This window comes from Streptomyces sp. CRN 30, assembly GCF_034105845.1.
In genome coordinates this window covers 1-17,986 of sequence record NZ_JAVRHI010000571.1, presented here as the reverse complement: position 1 = coordinate 17,986, position 17,986 = coordinate 1, and the positions used below count along the sequence as shown (strand labels likewise).

At 71.9% G+C, this 17,986-nt stretch carries 16 protein-coding genes and 1 pseudogene; 16 read left to right on the top strand and 1 reads right to left on the bottom strand.

Annotated features, from left to right (window positions below; all coding sequences use genetic code 11):
- The first annotated feature begins 78 nt into the window (after window positions 1-78).
- The 7 genes from aroC to nusB all read left to right on the top strand — a co-directional run bounded on the left by aroC (window position 79) and on the right by nusB (window position 6,590).
- Complete coding sequence (aroC, locus tag UW392_RS66335; protein WP_320785140.1) at window positions 79-1,263, top strand: chorismate synthase; 1,185 nt, start codon at window positions 79-81, stop codon at window positions 1,261-1,263.
- The gene (locus tag UW392_RS66330; RefSeq protein ID WP_320785139.1) at window positions 1,260-1,775 is read left to right on the top strand and encodes a shikimate kinase; all 516 of its coding nucleotides are present in this window, start codon (window positions 1,260-1,262) and stop codon (window positions 1,773-1,775) included. The genes aroC and UW392_RS66330 overlap by 4 nt, the downstream gene beginning before the upstream one ends.
- Entirely contained in the window at window positions 1,772-2,866 is a 1,095-nt protein-coding gene (aroB, locus tag UW392_RS66325) for a 3-dehydroquinate synthase (protein ID WP_320785138.1), read from the top strand. The genes UW392_RS66330 and aroB overlap by 4 nt, the downstream gene beginning before the upstream one ends.
- 242 nt (window positions 2,867-3,108) lie before the next feature.
- Window positions 3,109-4,035 carry a Pro-rich N-terminal domain-containing protein gene (locus UW392_RS66320; RefSeq protein ID WP_320785137.1) on the top strand — a complete coding sequence of 309 codons (927 nt, stop codon included), beginning with the start codon at window positions 3,109-3,111 and terminating at the stop codon, window positions 4,033-4,035.
- Between the two features lie 375 nt (window positions 4,036-4,410).
- Complete coding sequence (locus tag UW392_RS66315; RefSeq protein WP_320785136.1) at window positions 4,411-5,529, top strand: aminopeptidase P family protein; 1,119 nt, start codon at window positions 4,411-4,413, stop codon at window positions 5,527-5,529.
- A gap of 63 nt (window positions 5,530-5,592) precedes the next feature.
- On the top strand, window positions 5,593-6,159 hold the full coding sequence (gene efp, locus UW392_RS66310) for an elongation factor P (protein WP_320785135.1): 567 nt from the start codon (window positions 5,593-5,595) through the stop codon (window positions 6,157-6,159).
- A 2-nt stretch (window positions 6,160-6,161) separates the two neighbouring features.
- Window positions 6,162-6,590 (top strand): transcription antitermination factor NusB, encoded by a 429-nt coding sequence (gene nusB / locus UW392_RS66305; RefSeq protein WP_320785134.1) that lies wholly within the window; start codon window positions 6,162-6,164, stop codon window positions 6,588-6,590.
- A 206-nt stretch (window positions 6,591-6,796) separates the two neighbouring features.
- Here the strand turns inward: nusB and bldD are convergent, their stop codons facing one another.
- A complete protein-coding gene (bldD, locus tag UW392_RS66300; RefSeq protein WP_190206437.1) occupies window positions 6,797-7,300 on the bottom strand; it encodes a transcriptional regulator BldD in 504 nt (167 codons plus the stop codon).
- Window positions 7,301-7,585: 285 nt separating this feature from the next.
- On the opposite strand from bldD, the gene pyrR reads away from it, so the two are divergent.
- The 9 genes and pseudogenes from pyrR to UW392_RS66255 form a co-directional block, all read left to right on the top strand.
- Complete coding sequence (gene pyrR / locus UW392_RS66295; protein ID WP_320785133.1) at window positions 7,586-8,170, top strand: bifunctional pyr operon transcriptional regulator/uracil phosphoribosyltransferase PyrR; 585 nt, start codon at window positions 7,586-7,588, stop codon at window positions 8,168-8,170.
- 88 nt (window positions 8,171-8,258) lie between these two features.
- Window positions 8,259-9,251: an aspartate carbamoyltransferase catalytic subunit gene (locus UW392_RS66290; RefSeq protein ID WP_320785132.1), complete on the top strand. Its 993-nt coding sequence runs from the start codon at window positions 8,259-8,261 to the stop codon at window positions 9,249-9,251.
- Between the two features lie 4 nt (window positions 9,252-9,255).
- Window positions 9,256-10,542 (top strand): dihydroorotase, encoded by a 1,287-nt coding sequence (locus UW392_RS66285; protein WP_320785131.1) that lies wholly within the window; start codon window positions 9,256-9,258, stop codon window positions 10,540-10,542.
- Entirely contained in the window at window positions 10,539-11,162 is a 624-nt protein-coding gene (locus tag UW392_RS66280) for a hypothetical protein (protein WP_320785130.1), read from the top strand. Before UW392_RS66285 ends, UW392_RS66280 begins: the two co-directional genes overlap by 4 nt.
- Window positions 11,159-12,301, top strand: coding sequence for a glutamine-hydrolyzing carbamoyl-phosphate synthase small subunit (gene carA / locus UW392_RS66275; protein WP_320785129.1), 1,143 nt, complete (start codon window positions 11,159-11,161; stop codon window positions 12,299-12,301). Before UW392_RS66280 ends, carA begins: the two co-directional genes overlap by 4 nt.
- Window positions 12,294-15,602: a carbamoyl-phosphate synthase large subunit gene (carB, locus tag UW392_RS66270; protein WP_320785128.1), complete on the top strand. Its 3,309-nt coding sequence runs from the start codon at window positions 12,294-12,296 to the stop codon at window positions 15,600-15,602. Before carA ends, carB begins: the two co-directional genes overlap by 8 nt.
- Window positions 15,603-15,683: 81 nt before the next feature.
- A complete protein-coding gene (locus UW392_RS66265) occupies window positions 15,684-16,790 on the top strand; it encodes a quinone-dependent dihydroorotate dehydrogenase (RefSeq protein ID WP_320785127.1) in 1,107 nt (368 codons plus the stop codon).
- Window positions 16,787-17,626: an orotidine-5'-phosphate decarboxylase gene (gene pyrF / locus UW392_RS66260; protein ID WP_320785126.1), complete on the top strand. Its 840-nt coding sequence runs from the start codon at window positions 16,787-16,789 to the stop codon at window positions 17,624-17,626. Before UW392_RS66265 ends, pyrF begins: the two co-directional genes overlap by 4 nt.
- Window positions 17,627-17,911: 285 nt before the next feature.
- Window positions 17,912-17,986 (top strand): annotated as a pseudogene (locus tag UW392_RS66255) (nucleoid-associated protein); the annotation flags it as partial.

Genomic DNA, 17,986 nt, shown 5'->3' with positions numbered 1-17,986 from the left:
GGATTGAGCCCGGCGGATCAGGGCCGCGCACCCTGCTCGCGCCGTGATGGAACAGGGCGCGAGCACTGAGGAGCACCGTTGAGCAGGTTGCGCTGGCTGACCGCGGGGGAGTCCCACGGACCCGCACTCGTCGCGACGCTGGAGGGTCTTCCCGCCGGCGTGCCGATCACCACGGAGATGGTGGCGGACCACCTGGCGCGGCGGCGGCTCGGCTACGGGCGCGGCGCTCGGATGAAATTCGAGCGGGACGAGGTCACCTTCCTCGGCGGTGTCCGGCACGGCCTGACCCTCGGCTCGCCGGTCGCGATCATGGTCGGCAACACCGAGTGGCCCAAGTGGGAGCAGGTCATGGCCGGCGACCCGGTCGACCCGGAGATTCTCGCCGGTCTCGCCCGCAACGCGCCGCTGACCCGGCCCCGCCCCGGCCACGCCGACCTCGCGGGTATGCAGAAGTACGGCTTCGACGAGGCCCGCCCGATCCTGGAGCGCGCCTCCGCGCGGGAGACCGCGGCCCGTGTCGCGCTCGGCGCGGTCGCCCGGTCCTACCTGAAGGAGACGGCCGGCATCGAGATCGTCTCCCACGTGGTGGAGCTGGCCGCCGCCAAGGCCCCCTACGGTGTGCTGCCGACCCCGGCCGACGTCGAGCGGCTGGACGCCGACCCGGTGCGCTGCCTCGACGCGGACGCCTCGAAGGCGATGGTCGCGGAGATCGACCAGGCCCACAAGGACGGCGACACCCTCGGCGGCGTCGTCGAGGTGCTCGCCTACGGCGTGCCCGTCGGGCTCGGCTCGCACGTGCACTGGGACCGCCGCCTCGACGCGCGCCTCGCCGCCGCGCTCATGGGCATCCAGGCCATCAAGGGCGTCGAGGTCGGCGACGGCTTCGACCTGGCCCGCGTGCCCGGCTCCAAGGCGCACGACGAGATCCTCGCCACACCCGAGGGCATCAAGCGGGCCTCCGGCCGCAGCGGTGGCACCGAGGGCGGCCTGACCACCGGCGAGCTGCTGCGGGTACGGGCGGCGATGAAGCCCATCGCGACCGTGCCGCGCGCGCTGAAGACGGTCGACGTCGTCACCGGCGAGGAGACCGCCGCCCACCACCAGCGCTCCGACGTGTGCGCGGTCCCGGCGGCCGGCATCGTCGCCGAGGCCATGGTCGCCCTCGTCCTCGCGGACGCCGTCGCGGAGAAGTTCGGCGGCGACAGCGTGCCGGAGACCCGCCGCAACGTCACCTCCTACCTCGACGCGCTGGCCATCCGATGAGCCGGCCCGTGCTCGTCCTGGTGGGGCCGATGGGCGTGGGCAAGTCGACGGTCGGCGCGCTCCTCGCCGAGCGGCTCGACAGCGGCTACCGGGACACCGACGAGGACATCGTCACCGCCGAGGGCCGCACCATCGCCGAGATCTTCGTCGAGGAGGGCGAGGACGCCTTCCGCGCGCTGGAGAAGGCGGCGGTGCACCGGGCCCTCGGCGCCCACGACGGCGTCCTCGCCCTCGGCGGCGGCGCGATCCTCGACGCCGACACCCGCGCGCTGCTCGCCGGGCACCGCGTCGTCTACCTCTCGATGGACGTCGAGGAGGCCGTCAAGCGCACCGGCCTCAACGCCGCCCGCCCGCTGCTCGCGGTCAATCCGCGCAAGCAGTGGCGCGAGCTGATGGAGGCCCGGCGGCACCTGTACGAGTCCGTCGCCACGGCGGTCGTCGCGACCGACGGCCGTACGCCCGAAGAGGTCACCCAGGCCGCCCTGGACGCACTGGAGCTGAAGGAAGCATGAGCAGCGAGGCAGTCACGAGGATCGCGATCGGCGGCACTGCCGGCAGCGACCCCTACGAGGTACTGGTGGGCCGGCAGCTCCTCGGCGAGCTGGGCGGACTCATCGGCCCGAAGGCCAAGCGGGTCGCGGTGATCCACCCCGAGGCGCTCGCCGAGACCGGCGAGGCCCTGCGCGGCGACCTCGCCGACCAGGGCTACGACGCGATCGCGATCCAGGTGCCCAACGCCGAGGAGGCCAAGACCGCCGAGGTCGCCGCCTACTGCTGGAAGGCGCTCGGCCAGTCCGGGTTCACCCGGACCGACGTCATCGTGGGCGTCGGCGGCGGCGCCACCACGGACGTGGCCGGCTTCGTCGCCGCGTCCTGGCTGCGCGGCGTGCGCTGGATCGCGGTCCCCACCACCGTGCTGGCCATGGTCGACGCGGCCGTCGGCGGCAAGACCGGCATCAACACCGCCGAGGGCAAGAACCTCGTCGGCGCGTTCCACCCGCCGGCCGGCGTCCTGTGCGACCTGGCCGCGCTGGACTCCCTCCCGGTCCACGACTACGTCTCCGGGCTCGCCGAGGTCATCAAGGCCGGGTTCATCGCCGACCCGGCGATCCTGGACCTCATCGAGTCCGACCCGGAGGCCGCCCGCACCCCGGCCGGGCCGCACACCGCCGAGCTGATCGAGCGGGCCATCCGGGTCAAGGCCGAGGTCGTCTCCTCGGACCTGAAGGAGGCGGGCCTGCGGGAGATCCTCAACTACGGCCACACGCTCGGCCACGCCATCGAGAAGAACGAGCGCTACAAGTGGCGGCACGGCGCCGCGGTCTCCGTGGGCATGCACTTCGCCGCCGAGCTGGGGCGGCTCGCCGGACGCCTGGACGACGCGACCGCCGACCGGCACCGCACCGTCCTCGAAGCGGTCGGGCTGCCGCTGTACTACCGCCACGACCAGTGGCCCAAGCTGGTCGAGAACATGAGGCTGGACAAGAAGTCCCGCGGTGACCTGCTGCGCTTCATCGTCCTGGACGGCCTGGCCAAGCCCACCGTCCTGGAGGGCCCCGACCCGGCGGTGCTGCTCGCCGCGTACGGCGAAGTGGGCCAGTAGCTCCCGCGGCGCGTGTTCCGCCCCGATCCGCCCCGCGCACCGGGCACTTCGGACCGCCCCCGGCCGTTCACCACGAGACGGCCGGGGGCGGTACCGTTCGGTGGCGAACAGCGGGCCGGCCCCGCTGTTCAGCGCCATCGCCCGCGGTGAGTGAGCCGAAGGGGGAGCGGCGGTGCCGGCTCTCCGGCACCGGTCGGCACCCCGGAGGACCGACCCCCGAGAACGAGACGGAGTGGCACCGGATGCAGCACGCAGTGGGTTCTCCGCTGCCGCCGCCCCACCAGCCGGGGCACGGACCGGCCACCGGCTGGTCACCGGCCGCACAACATCCCGCCCCGCCCCCGGACGCGCACGGAGCCTCGGCGCCCGTGCCGCCGCCACCGGCCCCGGGCTACCCGGACCGCCCGCCCCAGCCGCCGCCGCCCCCGCCGCACGCCCCCGCGCCGCCGCGGCAGGTCCCGTCGGTACCGTCGGGTCCGCCGGTCGCGCCGGTGTCGCAGGGGCTGCCCGCGCCGGACACCACCGGGCACGTTCCGCTGCCTCCGGGCCGGCCCGTCGCCGCGCCCGGCGTACCCCCCGCCCACGCGCCGGGGGCCGCCGTCGACCCGGCGACCACCGTCCTCGCCGTCCTGCTGATCGGTCCCGCGGGCGCGGGCAAGACCAGCGTCGCCAAGTACTGGGCCGACCATCGCCGGGTCCCCACCGCCCACATCAGCCTCGACGACGTACGCGAGTGGGTGCGCTCCGGGTTCGCCGACCCGCAGTCCGGGTGGAACGACCACTCGGAGGCGCAGTACCGCCTGGCGCGCCGCACCTGCGGCTTCGCCGCGCGGAACTTCCTCGCCAACGGCATCTCCTGCATCCTCGACGACGCCGTCTTCCCCGACCGTCCGGTGGTCGGCCTCGGCGGCTGGAAGCGGCACGTGGGCCCCGGCCTGCTCCCGGTCGTGCTGCTGCCCGGCCTGGACGTCGTCCTGGAGCGCAACGCCGAGCGGGCGGGCAACCGCCGGCTCACCGACGAGGAGGTCGCCCGCATCCACGGCCGCATGGCCGGCTGGTACGGCTCGGGCCTCCCGATCATCGACAACTCCCAGCTCGACATCGCCGAGACGGCCCGCATCCTGGACGACGTACTGACCCGCTCGATAGCGAGCCCCCCGACCTGGTAACCCCGAGGCCGACCACACCGCCACCCTGGTTGTTCTTCGCCCGGCTGCCGCTGGCGCCCCATGAGGGGCGCGGGGAACTGCGCGCTCAGCCCCAACTGGCCGTCGGCCGATGAACAACCCGCCCCGGCTGCCGCTGCCTTTGAGGGGCGCGGGGAACTGCGCGCTTAGCCCCAACTGGCCGTCGGCCGATGAACAACCCACCCCGGCTGCCGCTGCCTTTGAGGGGCGCGGGGAACTGCGCGCTCAGCCCCCACCGACCGTCGGCCGAAGAACAACCAACCCACCCACCCCCCACCCCCCCCGGCGGGGAGGCCGACCGCCCACTCGGCCTCTCCCAGGCGGCGAGGCCAGCCCCGTGCTCCTACGCTCGGGAGCATGTCAGAGGTGTACGCGGCCCGCCGGACGCGCCTACGTGAACGCTGCAACGCGGGCGGCAGCGCGGCGGCGCTCGTCTCCCGCCCCGCCAACGTGCGCTACCTCGCGGGCGCCGCTCCGCGCGGCGCCGTCCTGCTGCTCGGCAGCACCGAGGAGATCCTCCTCTGCGGCGAGCCACCGGACGACCGCCCTACCACCGGACGGCCCGACGAGGCTCTGCGCCTGAAGATCCTGCCGGGCACCGGCACAGGCAACGGCACCGACGCCGCCGTCGCGGCCACCGGCATCGCCGCGGCCCAGGGCGCCGACTCCCTCGCGGTCGAGGAGCACCACCTCACCGTGGCCCGCCACCGCGCCATGCGCTCCTCCGCCCCCGCCCTCCGCCTCGCCGACCTCGGCGGCGCGGTCGAACAGCTCCGGGTCGTCAAGGACGAGGAGGAGATCTCCTGCCTCCGCATCGGCGCTGAGATCACCGACCAGGCCCTCGGCGAACTCCTCGAATCGATCCTCGTCGGCCGCACCGAACGCCACCTCGCCCTGGAGCTGGAGCGCCGCCTCGTCGACCACGGCGCCGACGGCCCCGCCTTCCCCACCTCCGTCGGCACCGGCCCGAACTCCGGCCGCCCGGGACACCGTCCCACCGACCGCCGGGTGGAGGAGGGCGATTTCCTCTCCGTCTGCCTCGGCGCCACCTACCGCGGCTACCGCTGCGAGATCGGCCGTACCTTCGTCATCGGCACCTCGCCCGCGGACTGGCAGATCGAGCTGTACGACCTCGTCTTCGCCGCCCAGCGGGCCGGCCGCGAGGCCCTCGTGCCCGGCGCCGGCCACCGTGACGTGGACCGCGCGGCCCGCCAGGTGCTGGACTCCGCCGGGTACGGCGAGAACCTCCCCGCCCGCACCGGGCACGGCGTCGGACTCGAAATCGACGAGGACCCTCAATTGACCCCGGCGGCCATGGGTAAACTGGACGCTTGTGTGCCGGTCACCGTCGAACCGGGGGTCCACCTCCCCGGCCGGGGCGGTGTCCGGATCGATGACACGCTCGTCGTACGCCCCGAGGCGGACGGCGGACCCGAGCTACTCACCATCACGACCAAGGAGCTGCTCGCGCTCTAGCCACGGGCTGGACGCAGGCGCCGGGGTCGTCCATGTCAGTCCAGTCCAGGAGATTCCTCAACCGTGGCTTCCACGAACGACCTCAAGAACGGCATGGTGCTCAAGCTCGAAGGCGGCCAGCTCTGGTCCGTCGTCGAGTTCCAGCACGTCAAGCCCGGCAAGGGCCCGGCCTTCGTGCGCACCAAGCTCAAGAACGTGCTCTCCGGCAAGGTGGTCGACAAGACCTTCAACGCCGGTGTCAAGGTCGAGACGGCCACTGTCGACAAGCGCGACATGCAGTTCTCGTACATGGACGGCGATTACTTCGTCTTCATGGACATGGAGACCTACGACCAGCTCCACGTCGACCGCAAGGCCGTCGGCGACACCGCGAACTTCCTGATCGAGGGCTTCGAGGCCACCGTCGCGCAGCACGAGGGCGAGGTGCTCTTCGTCGAGCTGCCCGCCGCCGTCGAGCTCGTCGTCCAGGAGACCGAGCCGGGCGTGCAGGGCGACCGCTCCACCGGCGGCACCAAGCCCGCCACCCTGGAGACCGGTCACCAGATCCAGGTCCCGCTCTTCATCACCACCGGTGAGAAGATCAAGGTCGACACCCGCTCCAGCGACTACCTCGGCCGGGTGAACAGCTAACCGTGGCCGCCCGCAACACGGCCCGCAAGCGTGCCTTCCAGATCCTCTTCGAGGGCGACCAGCGCGGCGCCGACGTCCTGACCGTCCTCGCGGACTGGGTGCGGCACGCCCGTTCCGACACCCGGCAGCCGCCGGTGAGCGAGTACACGATGGAGCTGGTCGAGGGGTACGCGGAGCACGCGACCCGGATCGACGAGCTGATCGCCCAGTACTCGGTCGGCTGGACGCTGGACCGCATGCCGGTCGTCGACCGCAACATCCTGCGCCTCGGGGCGTACGAGCTGATCTGGGTCGACGAGACGCCGGACGCCGTCGTCCTCGACGAGGCGGTGCAGCTGGCCAAGGAGTTCTCCACGGACGAGTCGCCCTCGTTCGTGAACGGTCTGCTGGGCCGGCTGAAGGAACTGAAGCCGACGCTTCGGCGCTCGTAGCGCCTGGTTCTCTTCAGGGTGTGTCGGGGGACTGCGGCAGTCCGGGCATCTGCGGGTGCGTCGTGGCTGGTCGCTCAGTTCCCCGCGCCCCTGGAGGGGCGCGTTCCGGCGCCCGGCGTCAGAACAGCCCCACATGCCGCCGGGGTGGCCCGAACCGAATGGTTCCGGCCACCCCGGCGGCACGTTTCTGCTGGTGTGGAGGAGGGTCAGACTTCCTCGTGGGACGCCACCGCGCGGCGCGCGTCCGCGTCCAGGACGCCCCAGCTGATCAGCTGCTCGGTGAGGACCGAGGGCGACTGGTCATAGATCACGGCGAGCGTGCGCAGGTCGTCCTGGCGGATCGAGAGCACCTTGCCGTTGTAGTCGCCGCGCTGCGACTGGATGGTGGCCGCGTAGCGCTGCAGCGGGCCCGCCTTCTCGGCCGGCACCGTGGCCAGCCGCTCCAGGTCCAGGACCAGCTTCGGCGGCGGCTCGGCGGCACCGCCCGGCGTGGTGCCCGGGAGCAGCTCCTGCACCGGAACGCCGTAGAAGTCCGCCAGCTCGGCGAGGCGCTGCACGGTCACGGCACGGTCGCCGCGCTCGTACGAACCGACCACGACGGCCTTCCAGCGCCCCTGGGACTTCTCCTCGACACCGTGGAGGGAAAGGCCCTGCTGGGTGCGGATGGCGCGGAGCTTGGCCCCGAGCTGTTTGGCGTATTCGCTGGACATATGGCTCCCCGGACACTGTGTCGACGCGACGGGCTGGTGTCCTGCCGCGCGGCTGGTAACTCACTGTGAGGTTACGCAGCGTTACTCTGCCGCGTCAAGCCGAATGGTCCGCACCGACGCTTCCGGGTTCGTGGCCACCGGTTGGGCCATCCGAGTGACGCGAGTCCACCGATGGGGTGACAGGGGGCCGGTCGGGGTGGCGAGCCGCACCTGCTACCGTGGATGGCGCAAATCCGACGTCCTTTAAGGTCCGTCCCGTGAGGCGGAGAAGGAGGTCCGTTTCTTATGGACAAGCAGGACAGGCAGAACCCGCAGGACCAGGAGCAGCAGGACGCGCGGCCCGTGCTCGAAGGGCCCGACATCGCGCGCGTGCTGACCCGCATCGCCCACGAGATCGTTGAGCGCGCCAAGGGCGCCGACGACGTGGTGCTCCTCGGCATCCCGACCAGAGGCGTCTTCCTCGCCCGGCGGCTCGCCGACAAGCTGGAGCAGATCACCGAGCGCAAGGTGCCCTGCGGCTCGCTCGACATCACCATGTACCGCGACGACCTGCGCATGCACCCGCCGCGCGCGCTGGCCCGCACGGAGATCCCCGGTGACGGCCTCGACGGCCGCCTCGTCGTCCTCGTCGACGACGTCCTCTTCTCCGGCCGCACCATCCGCGCCGCCCTCGACGCCCTGAACGACATCGGCCGCCCCCGCGCGGTGCAGCTCGCCGTCCTCGTCGACCGCGGCCACCGCGAACTGCCCATCCGCGCCGACTACGTCGGCAAGAACCTCCCCACGTCGCTGCGGGAGACGGTCAAGGTCCAGCTCGCCGAGGAGGACGGTCGCGACACCGTGCTGCTCGGCGCCAAAGCCGACCAGTAGCGCCTCGGCCCGCCGGGCCGCCCCGCGCCCCGGCACGCCCCGAGCTGCCCGGAACCTCCCGATTGAACTGCCTTACGGAGCCTGACAGATGCAGCGTCATCTCATCTCGGCCGCCGACCTCACCCGCGACGACGCCGTCCTGATCCTCGACACCGCCGAGGAGATGGCCCGGGTCGCCGACCGGCCGATCAAGAAACTGCCGACCCTGCGCGGCCGGACCGTCGTCAACCTCTTCTTCGAGGACTCCACCCGCACCCGGATCTCCTTCGAGGCGGCCGAGAAGCGCCTCTCCGCCGACGTCATCAACTTCACCGCCAAGGGCTCCAGCGTCTCCAAGGGCGAGTCCCTGAAGGACACCGCGCAGACCCTGGAGGCCATGGGCGTCGACGCCGTGGTCATCCGGCACGGCGCCTCGGGGGCCCCGTACCGGCTGGCGACCTCCGGCTGGATCGACGCCGCCGTGATCAACGCCGGTGACGGCACCCACCAGCACCCCACCCAGGCGCTGCTCGACGCGTTCACCATGCGCCGCCGCCTGGTGGGCCGGGACACCGGCCTCGGCAAGGACCTGGACGGCCGGCGCATCACGATCGTCGGCGACGTCCTGCACAGCCGTGTCGCCCGCTCCAACGTCGACCTGCTGCACACGCTCGGCGCCGAGGTCACCCTCGTCGCGCCGCCCACCCTGCTCCCCGTCGGCGTCGGGAACTGGCCCTGCGAGGTCTCCTACGACCTCGACTCCACGCTTCCCAAGTCCGACGCGGTGATGATGCTGCGCGTGCAGCGCGAGCGCATGAACGCCGCGTTCTTCCCGACCGAGCGCGAGTACTCCCGCCGCTACGGCCTCGACGGCGACCGCATGGCGCGGATGCCCGAGCACGCCATAGTGATGCACCCCGGCCCGATGGTCCGCGGTATGGAGATCACCGCCGAGGTCGCCGACTCCGACCGCTGCACCGTCGTCGAGCAGGTCGCCAACGGCGTCTCCATCCGGATGGCCGTCCTCTACCTGCTGCTCGGCGGCAACGAGCCCGCCCAGACGAGCACCCAGACCGCCCAGACCCGCGCTGAGGAGAAGTAAGAGCATGAGCAAGATCCTGATCCGCGGCGCCAAGGTGCTCGGCGGCGAGCAGCGGGACGTGCTGATCGAAGGCGAAACGATCACGCAGGTCGGCACCGGTCTCGCGGCCGACGGCGCCGAGGTCGTCGAGGCGGCCGGCAAGGTGCTGCTGCCGGGCCTGGTCGACCTCCACACCCATCTGCGCGAACCCGGCCGCGAGGACTCCGAGACCGTACTGACCGGCACGCGCGCGGCGGCGAGCGGCGGCTACACCACCGTGTTCGCCATGGCCAACACCTTCCCCGTCGCCGACACCGCCGGCGTGGTGGAGCAGGTCTGGCGGCTCGGCAAGGAGTCCGGCTACTGCGACGTCAAGCCCATCGGCGCCGTCACCGTCGGCCTCGCGGGCGAGAAACTCGCCGAGCTGGGCGCCATGCACGAGTCCGCGGCCGGCGTCACCGTCTTCTCCGACGACGGCAAGTGCGTGCACGACGCTGTGATCATGCGCCGCGCCCTGGAGTACGTGAAGGCGTTCGGCGGCGTCGTCGCCCAGCACGCGCAGGAGCCCCGGCTCACCGAGGGCGCCCAGATGAACGAGGGTGTCGTCTCCGCCGAGCTGGGCCTGGGCGGCTGGCCGGCCGTCGCCGAGGAGTCGGTCATCGCGCGGGACGTCCTGCTCGCCGAGCACGTCGGCTCCCGCGTCCACATCTGCCACCTCTCCACGGCGGGCAGCGTCGAGATCGTCCGCTGGGCCAAGTCCCGGGGCATCCAGGTCACCGCCGAGGTCACCCCGCACCACCTGCTCCTCACCGACGAGCTGGTACGCAGCTACAACCCCGTCTACAAGGTGAACCCGCCGCTGCGCACCGAGCGTGACGTGCACGCGCTGCGCGAGGCGCTCGCCGACGGCACGATCGACATCGTCGCCACCGACCACGCCCCGCACCCGCACGAGGACAAGGACTGCGAGTGGGCCGCCGCCGCCATGGGCATGGTCGGCCTGGAGACCGCGCTGTCAGTGGTGCAGGAGACCATGGTGGACACGGGTCTGCTGGACTGGGCCGGCGTCGCCGACCGTATGTCCGTCAAGCCCGCGCAGATCGGACAGGCCGCCGGCCAGGGCCGTCCCGTCTCGGCAGGTGAGCCCGCCAACCTCACCCTCGTCGATGCGGCATACCGTGGTCAGGTGGATCCCGCGGGCTTCGCCTCGCGCAGCCGCAACACCCCCTACCAGGGGCGCGAGCTGCCGGGCCGTGTGACGCACACGTGGCTGCGGGGCAAGGCGACGCTCGTCGACGGGAAGCTCACGTGACACCTGTACTCCTGCTGGCCGCCGAGAAGGAATCGGCGGAAGTGACCGACTGGGCCGCCCGCGTCGGCTGGGTCGTCGGCCTCGGCCTGTTCGTCGCGCTCCTGTACTGGCTGATGCGCGAGGGCTGGAAGTGGCGCGGCACCCTCCAGGGCGACCTCCCCGAGCTGCCCGCCCGCCCGTCGCCCACCACCACCCTTGAAGGAGGCGGCGAGCCGCCCCAGCCTGGGATGCCGGACGGCCCGGGTCCGGCGAGACTGACGATGGAGGGCCGCTACCACGGCTCCACCACCGCCGGACAGTGGCTTGACCGGATCGTGGCCCGGGGCCTGGGCACCCGCAGCCGGGCCGAGCTGACCCTGACCGACGCGGGACTGGACGTCGTGCGCCCCGGCGCCGCCGACTTCTTCGTCCCCGCCGCCGCACTGCGCGAGGCACGGCTCGACAAGGGCATCGCCGGCAAGGTGCTGACCGAGGGCGGCCTGCTCGTCGTCACCTGGGAGCACGGCGGCAAGCTGATCGACTCCGGCTTCCGCTCCGACCGCGCGGCCGAGCACACCGAGTGGGTCCGCACCCTGAACGACATGATCGACAACAAGAGGGAAACGGAAGGCGCACGATGACGACCTCCACCAGGGGAACCGGCAAGGTTCCCGCAGTACTCGTCCTGGAGGACGGCCGGATCTTCCGCGGCCGTGCTTACGGGGCCGTGGGGGAGACCTTCGGCGAAGCCGTCTTCTCCACCGGCATGACCGGCTACCAGGAGACCCTGACCGACCCGTCCTACGCCCGGCAGATCGTCGTGGCGACCGCCCCGCAGATCGGCAACACCGGGTGGAACGACGAGGACGACGAGTCCCGCCGCATCTGGGTCTCCGGCTACGTCGTCCGCGACCCCGCGCGCGTGCCGTCCAACTGGCGCTCCCGCCGTTCCCTGGACGACGAGCTGACCCGCCAGGGCGTCGTCGGCATCTCCGGCATCGACACCCGCGCCCTCACCCGCCACCTGCGCGAGCGCGGCTCCATGCGGGCCGGCGTCTTCTCCGGCGACACGCTCGCCGACGACGCGGCGCTCCTCGCGCGCGTCCGGGAGCAGCCGCACATGAAGGGCGCGAGCCTCTACGAGGAGGTCGCCACCAAGGAGGCGTACGTCGTCCCCGCGGTCGGCGAGAAGCGGTTCACCGTGGCCGCCATCGACCTCGGCATCAAGGGCATGACCCCGCAGCGGATGGCCGAGCGCGGCATCGAGGTGCACGTCCTGCCCGCCACCGCCACACCGGAGGACGTGTACGCGGTCGAGCCCGACGGAGTGTTCTTCTCCAACGGCCCCGGCGACCCGGCCACCGCCGACGGACCCGTGTCCCTGATGTCCGCCGTCCTGGAGCGCCGGACCCCCCTGTTCGGCATCTGCTTCGGCAACCAGATCCTCGGCCGCGCCCTCGGCTTCGGCACCTTCAAGCTGAAGTACGGCCACCGCGGCATCAACCAGCCCGTGCAGGACCGCACCACCGGCAAGGTGGAGGTCACCGCGCACAACCACGGCTTCGCCGTCGACGCGCCGACCGACAAGGTCAGCGAGACGAAGTTCGGCCGCGCCGAGGTCTCCCACGTCTGCCTCAACGACGACGTGGTCGAAGGACTCCAGCTGCTCGACCAGCCCGCCTTCAGCGTCCAGTACCACCCCGAAGCGGCCGCGGGCCCGCACGACGCCGCCTACCTGTTCGACCGCTTCGTTTCCCTGATGGAGGGCCAGCGTGCCTAAGCGCACCGATATCCAGTCCGTCCTGGTCATCGGCTCCGGCCCGATCGTCATCGGCCAGGCCGCCGAGTTCGACTACTCCGGCACCCAGGCGTGCCGCATCCTGCGGTCCGAGGGCCTCAGGGTGATCCTGGTCAACTCCAACCCGGCGACGATCATGACCGACCCGGAGATCGCCGACGCCACCTACGTCGAGCCGATCACCCCCGAGTTCGTCGAGAAGATCATCGCCAAGGAGCGCCCCGACGCGCTGCTGCCGACCCTCGGCGGCCAGACGGCCCTGAACACCGCGATCTCCCTCGACGAGAGCGGCGTCCTCGCGAAGTACGGCGTCGAGCTGATCGGCGCCAACGTCGAGGCCATCAACAAGGGCGAGGACCGCGACCTCTTCAAGGAGGTCGTCGAGGAGGTCCGCAAGAAGATCGGCCACGGCGAGTCCGCCCGGTCCTACATCTGCCACTCCATGGACGACGTCCTCAAGGGCGTCGAGGCGCTCGGCGGCTACCCCGTCGTCGTCCGCCCCTCCTTCACCATGGGCGGCGCCGGCTCCGGCTTCGCCCACGACGAGGAGGAGCTGCGCCGCATCGCCGGCCAGGGCCTCACCCTCTCGCCGACCACCGAGGTGCTCCTGGAGGAGTCCATCCTCGGCTGGAAGGAGTACGAGCTGGAGCTGATGCGCGACAAGAACGACAACGTCGTGGTCGTCTGCTCCATCGAGAACTTCGACCCCATGGGCGTGCACACCGGCGACTCGATCACCGTGGCGCCCGCGATGACGCTGACCGACCGCGAGTACCAGATCCTGCGCGACGTCGGCATCGCGATCATCCGCGAGGTCGGCGTCGACACCGGCGGCTGCAACATCCAGTTCGCGGTCAACCCCGAGGACGGCCGGGTCATCGTCATCGAGATGAACCCGCGTGTCTCGCGCTCCTCGGCGCTCGCCTCCAAGGCGACCGGCTTCCCCATCGCGAAGATCGCCGCCAAGCTGGCCGTCGGCTACACGCTCGACGAGATCCCCAACGACATCACGCAGGAGACCCCGGCCTCCTTCGAGCCGACCCTCGACTACGTGGTCGTCAAGGCGCCCCGCTTCGCCTTCGAGAAGTTCCCCTCCGCCGACTCCAGCCTCACCACCACCATGAAGTCGGTCGGCGAGGCCATGGCCATCGGCCGCAACTTCACCGAGGCGTTCCAGAAGGCGCTGCGCTCCCTGGAGAAGAAGGGCAGCCAGTTCACCTTCGTGGGCGAGCCCGGCGACAAGCAGACGCTCCTGGAGGAGTCCGTCCGCCCCACCGACGGCCGCGTCAACACGGTCATGGGAGCCATCCGCGCGGGCGCCACACCCGAGGAGATCTTCGAGTACACGAAGATCGACCCCTGGTTCGTCGACCAGCTCTTCCTGATCAAGGAGACCGCCGACGAGCTGGCCGAGGCACCCGAGCTGACCACCGGCCTGCTCGCGGAAGCGAAGCGCCACGGCTTCTCCGACCAGCAGATCGGCGAGATCCGCGGCCTGCGCGAGGACGTCGTCCGCGAGGTCCGGCACGCCCTCGGCGTCCGCCCGGTCTACAAGACGGTCGACACCTGCGCCGCCGAGTTCGCCGCGAAGACCCCGTACTTCTACTCCTCCTACGACGAGGAGAGCGAGGTCGCGCCGCGCGAGAAGCCCGCGGTGATCATCCTGGGCTCCGGCCCGAACCGCATCGGCCAGGGCATCGAGTTCGACTACTCCTGCGTCCACGCCTCCTTCGCGCTGCGGGACGCCGGGTACGAGACCGTGATGGTCAACTGCAACCCCGAGACCGTCTCCACCGACTACGACACCTCCGACCGGCTCTACTTCGAGCCGCTCACCCTGGAGGACGTGCTGGAGATCGTGCACGCGGAGGCGCAGGCCGGCCCGATCGCCGGCGTCGTCGTCCAGCTCGGCGGCCAGACCCCGCTGGGCCTGGCGCAGGCCCTGAAGGACAACGGCGTGCCGGTCGTCGGCACCCCGCCCGAGGCGATCCACGCCGCCGAGGACCGCGGCGCCTTCGGCCGGGTCCTCGCCGAGGCCGGCCTCCCGGCCCCCAAGCACGGCACCGCCACCACCTTCGCCGGCGCCAAGGCCATCGCCGACGAGATCGGCTACCCGGTCCTGGTACGGCCCTCCTACGTCCTCGGCGGACGCGGCATGGAGATCGTCTACGACGAGACCCGCCTGGAGTCCTACATCGCCGAGTCCACCGAGATCAGCCCCTCCCGGCCGGTCCTGGTCGACCGCTTCCTCGACGACGCCATCGAGATCGACGTCGACGCCCTGTACGACGGCGAGGAGCTGTACCTCGGCGGCGTCATGGAGCACATCGAGGAGGCCGGCATCCACTCCGGCGACTCGGCGTGCGCCCTGCCCCCGATCACCCTCGGCGGCTTCGACATCAAGCGGCTGCGCGCCTCCACCGAGTCCATCGCCGCGGGTGTCGGCGTACGCGGCCTGATCAACATCCAGTTCGCGCTGGCCGGGGACATCCTCTACGTCCTGGAGGCCAACCCGCGCGCCTCCCGCACCGTCCCCTTCACCTCGAAGGCGACCGCGGTGCCGCTGGCCAAGGCCGCCGCCCGCATCTCGCTCGGCGCGACCGTCGCCGAGCTGCGCGCCGAGGGCCTCCTGCCGGCCACCGGCGACGGCGGCGAGCTGCCGCTGGACGCGCCGATCTCCGTCAAGGAGGCCGTGATGCCGTGGTCCCGCTTCCGGGACATCCACGGCCGCGGCGTCGACACCGTCCTCGGCCCGGAGATGCGCTCCACCGGCGAGGTCATGGGCATCGACTCCGTCTTCGGCACGGCGTACGCCAAGTCGCAGGCGGGCGCCTACGGGCCGCTGCCCACCAAGGGCCGCGCCTTCATCTCCGTCGCCAACCGCGACAAGCGCTCGATGATCTTCCCGGCCCGCGAGCTGGTCGCCCACGGCTTCGAACTGCTCGCCACCTCCGGCACCGCCGAGGTCCTGCGCCGCAACGGCATCCAGGCCACGGTCGTCCGCAAGCAGTCCGAGGGCACCGGGCCGAACGGCGAGAAGACCGTCGTCCAGCTCATCCACGACGGCGAGGTCGACCTCATCGTCAACACCCCGTACGGCACCGGCGGCCGCCTCGACGGCTACGACATCCGGACGGCGGCGGTGGCCCGCTCCGTGCCCTGCCTGACCACGGTCCAGGCGCTCGCCGCCGCGGTCCAGGGCATCGACGCCCTCACCCACGGCGACGTGGGCGTCCGATCGCTCCAGGAACACGCGGAATTCCTGACCGCGGCCCGCGACTAGCAGCCCCGAGGGGGACACCGAAAACGGTGTCCCCCTCTTCATGAGACTCATGAGGCTCATGAGGCTCTTCCTGAGGACACCATGTACCCGTACTTCTTCCGGCTCGTCTTCCGGCGCATGGACGCCGAGCGCGCCCACCACCTCGCCTTCCGCTGGATCCGGCTGGCCGCCCGCCTCCCCGGCCTGCGCACCTTCGCCGCCGCCGCGCTCGCGCCCCGGTACAAGGAGCTGCGCACCGAGGCGTTCGGCCTGCGCATGCACGGCCCCTTCGGCCTCGCCGCCGGCTTCGACAAGAACGCCGTGGCGATCGACGGCATGGCGATGCTCGGCTTCGACCACGTCGAGATCGGCACCGTCACCGGGGAGGCACAGCCCGGCAACCCGAAGAAGCGGCTGTTCCGCCTGGTCCCCGACCGCGCGCTGATCAACCGCATGGGCTTCAACAACGACGGCTCCCGCGTCGTCGCCGCCCGCCTGGCCTCCCGTACGCCGGTCTTCCGGACCACCGTCGGCGTCAACATCGGCAAGACCAAGGCCGTCCCCGAGGAGGAGGCCGCCGCCGACTACGTGAAGTCCGCCGAGCGGCTCGCGCCCTACGCCGACTACCTCGCCGTCAACGTCTCCTCGCCCAACACGCCCGGTCTGCGCGACCTCCAGGCGACCGAGGCGCTGCGCCCGCTCCTCGCCGCCGTCCGCGAGGCCGCCGACCGAGCGGTGACCGCCCGGCGCGTGCCGCTGCTGGTGAAGATCGCGCCGGACCTCGCCGACGAGGACGTCGACGCGGTGGCCGACCTCGCCGTCGAGCTGGGCCTGGACGGCATCATCGCCACCAACACCACCATCGCCCGCGACGGACTCGGCCTGACCTCACCGGCCGAGCTGGTCCAGGAGACCGGCGGCCTGTCCGGCGCGCCGCTCAAGGCCCGCTCCCTGGAGGTGCTGCGGCGCCTGTACGCGCGCGTGGGCGACCGGATCACCCTGGTCGGGGTCGGCGGCATCGAGACCGCCGAGGACGCCTGGGAGCGCATCCTGGCCGGTGCCACGCTGATCCAGGGCTACAGCGCCTTCATCTACCAGGGGCCGTTCTGGAGCCGCGCCGTCCACAAGGGGCTCGCCGCCCGCCTGCGGCAGAGCCCGTACGCCACCCTCGCCGACGCGGTCGGCGCCGACGTCAGGGAGACCGCATGACCGAGCCCTTCGGCGCACGGCTGCGCCGCGCCATGGACCAACGCGGCCCGCTCTGCGTGGGCATCGACCCGCACGCCTCGCTGCTCGCCGAGTGGGGCCTGAGCGACGACGTGGCCGGTCTGGAGCGGTTCAGCCGCACGGTGGTGGAGGCGGTGGCCGACCGGGTCGCCGTGCTGAAGCCGCAGAGCGCCTTCTTCGAGCGGTTCGGCTCGCGGGGCGTGGCCGTGCTGGAGAAGTCCGTCGCGGAGGCAAGGGAAGCGGGCGCGCTGGTCGTCATGGACGCCAAGCGCGGCGACATCGGCTCCACCATGGCCGCGTACGCCGAGTCCTTCCTGCACCGGGACGCGCCGCTCTTCTCGGACGCGCTGACGGTCTCGCCCTACCTCGGCTACGGCTCGCTGAAGCCGGCCGTCGACACCGCCCGGGAGAACGGCGCGGGTCTGTTCGTGCTGGCCCTCACCTCCAACCCGGAGGGCGCCGAGGTCCAGCACGCGGTCCGCGCGGACGGCCGGAGCGTCGGCGCGACGATGCTCGCCCGCCTCGCGGCCGAGAACGAGGGGGAGGAGCCGCTCGGCTCCTTCGGCGCGGTGGTCGGCGCCACCCTCGGCGACCTCTCCTCGTACGACCTGGAGATCGGCGGGCCGCTCCTCGCGCCCGGCATCGGCGCCCAGGGCGCCACCCCGGCGGACCTGCCCGGGGTCTTCGGGACGGCCGTGCGCAACGTGGTGCCGAACGTCAGCCGAGGCGTCCTGCGCCACGGTCCCGACACCGGCGCGCTGCGGGCGGCGGCCGACCGTTTCGCGCGCGAGATCGCCGCCGCGGTGGCCGGTGTGTGACGTACACCGCATTTCCCGGACCCCTCCCGCGGCCTCGTCGGGGCGGGTCCGGCACCGGCCTGAGCGGCATACACCCTCAAATCCGGTGCTTTATGTCCTGAATGTCCGGCCCTACAGAGGCTGACCAGGACTTTTCCGCTGTTCTCGCTGACTCCGGCGGCCTTGACCGCTAGTCTCCGGGAAGAGTCAACGGGCGAGCGTGTTGCTCGTAGCTCCCCTGGTGTGGGGCGACTAGGTTCCTCACCGGTCCGTATCCGACAGTTCGACATCCGAGGTGACGTAGGCGTGGCTCTTCCGCCCCTTACCCCTGAACAGCGCGCAGCCGCGCTCGAAAAGGCCGCCGCGGCTCGCCGGGAGCGG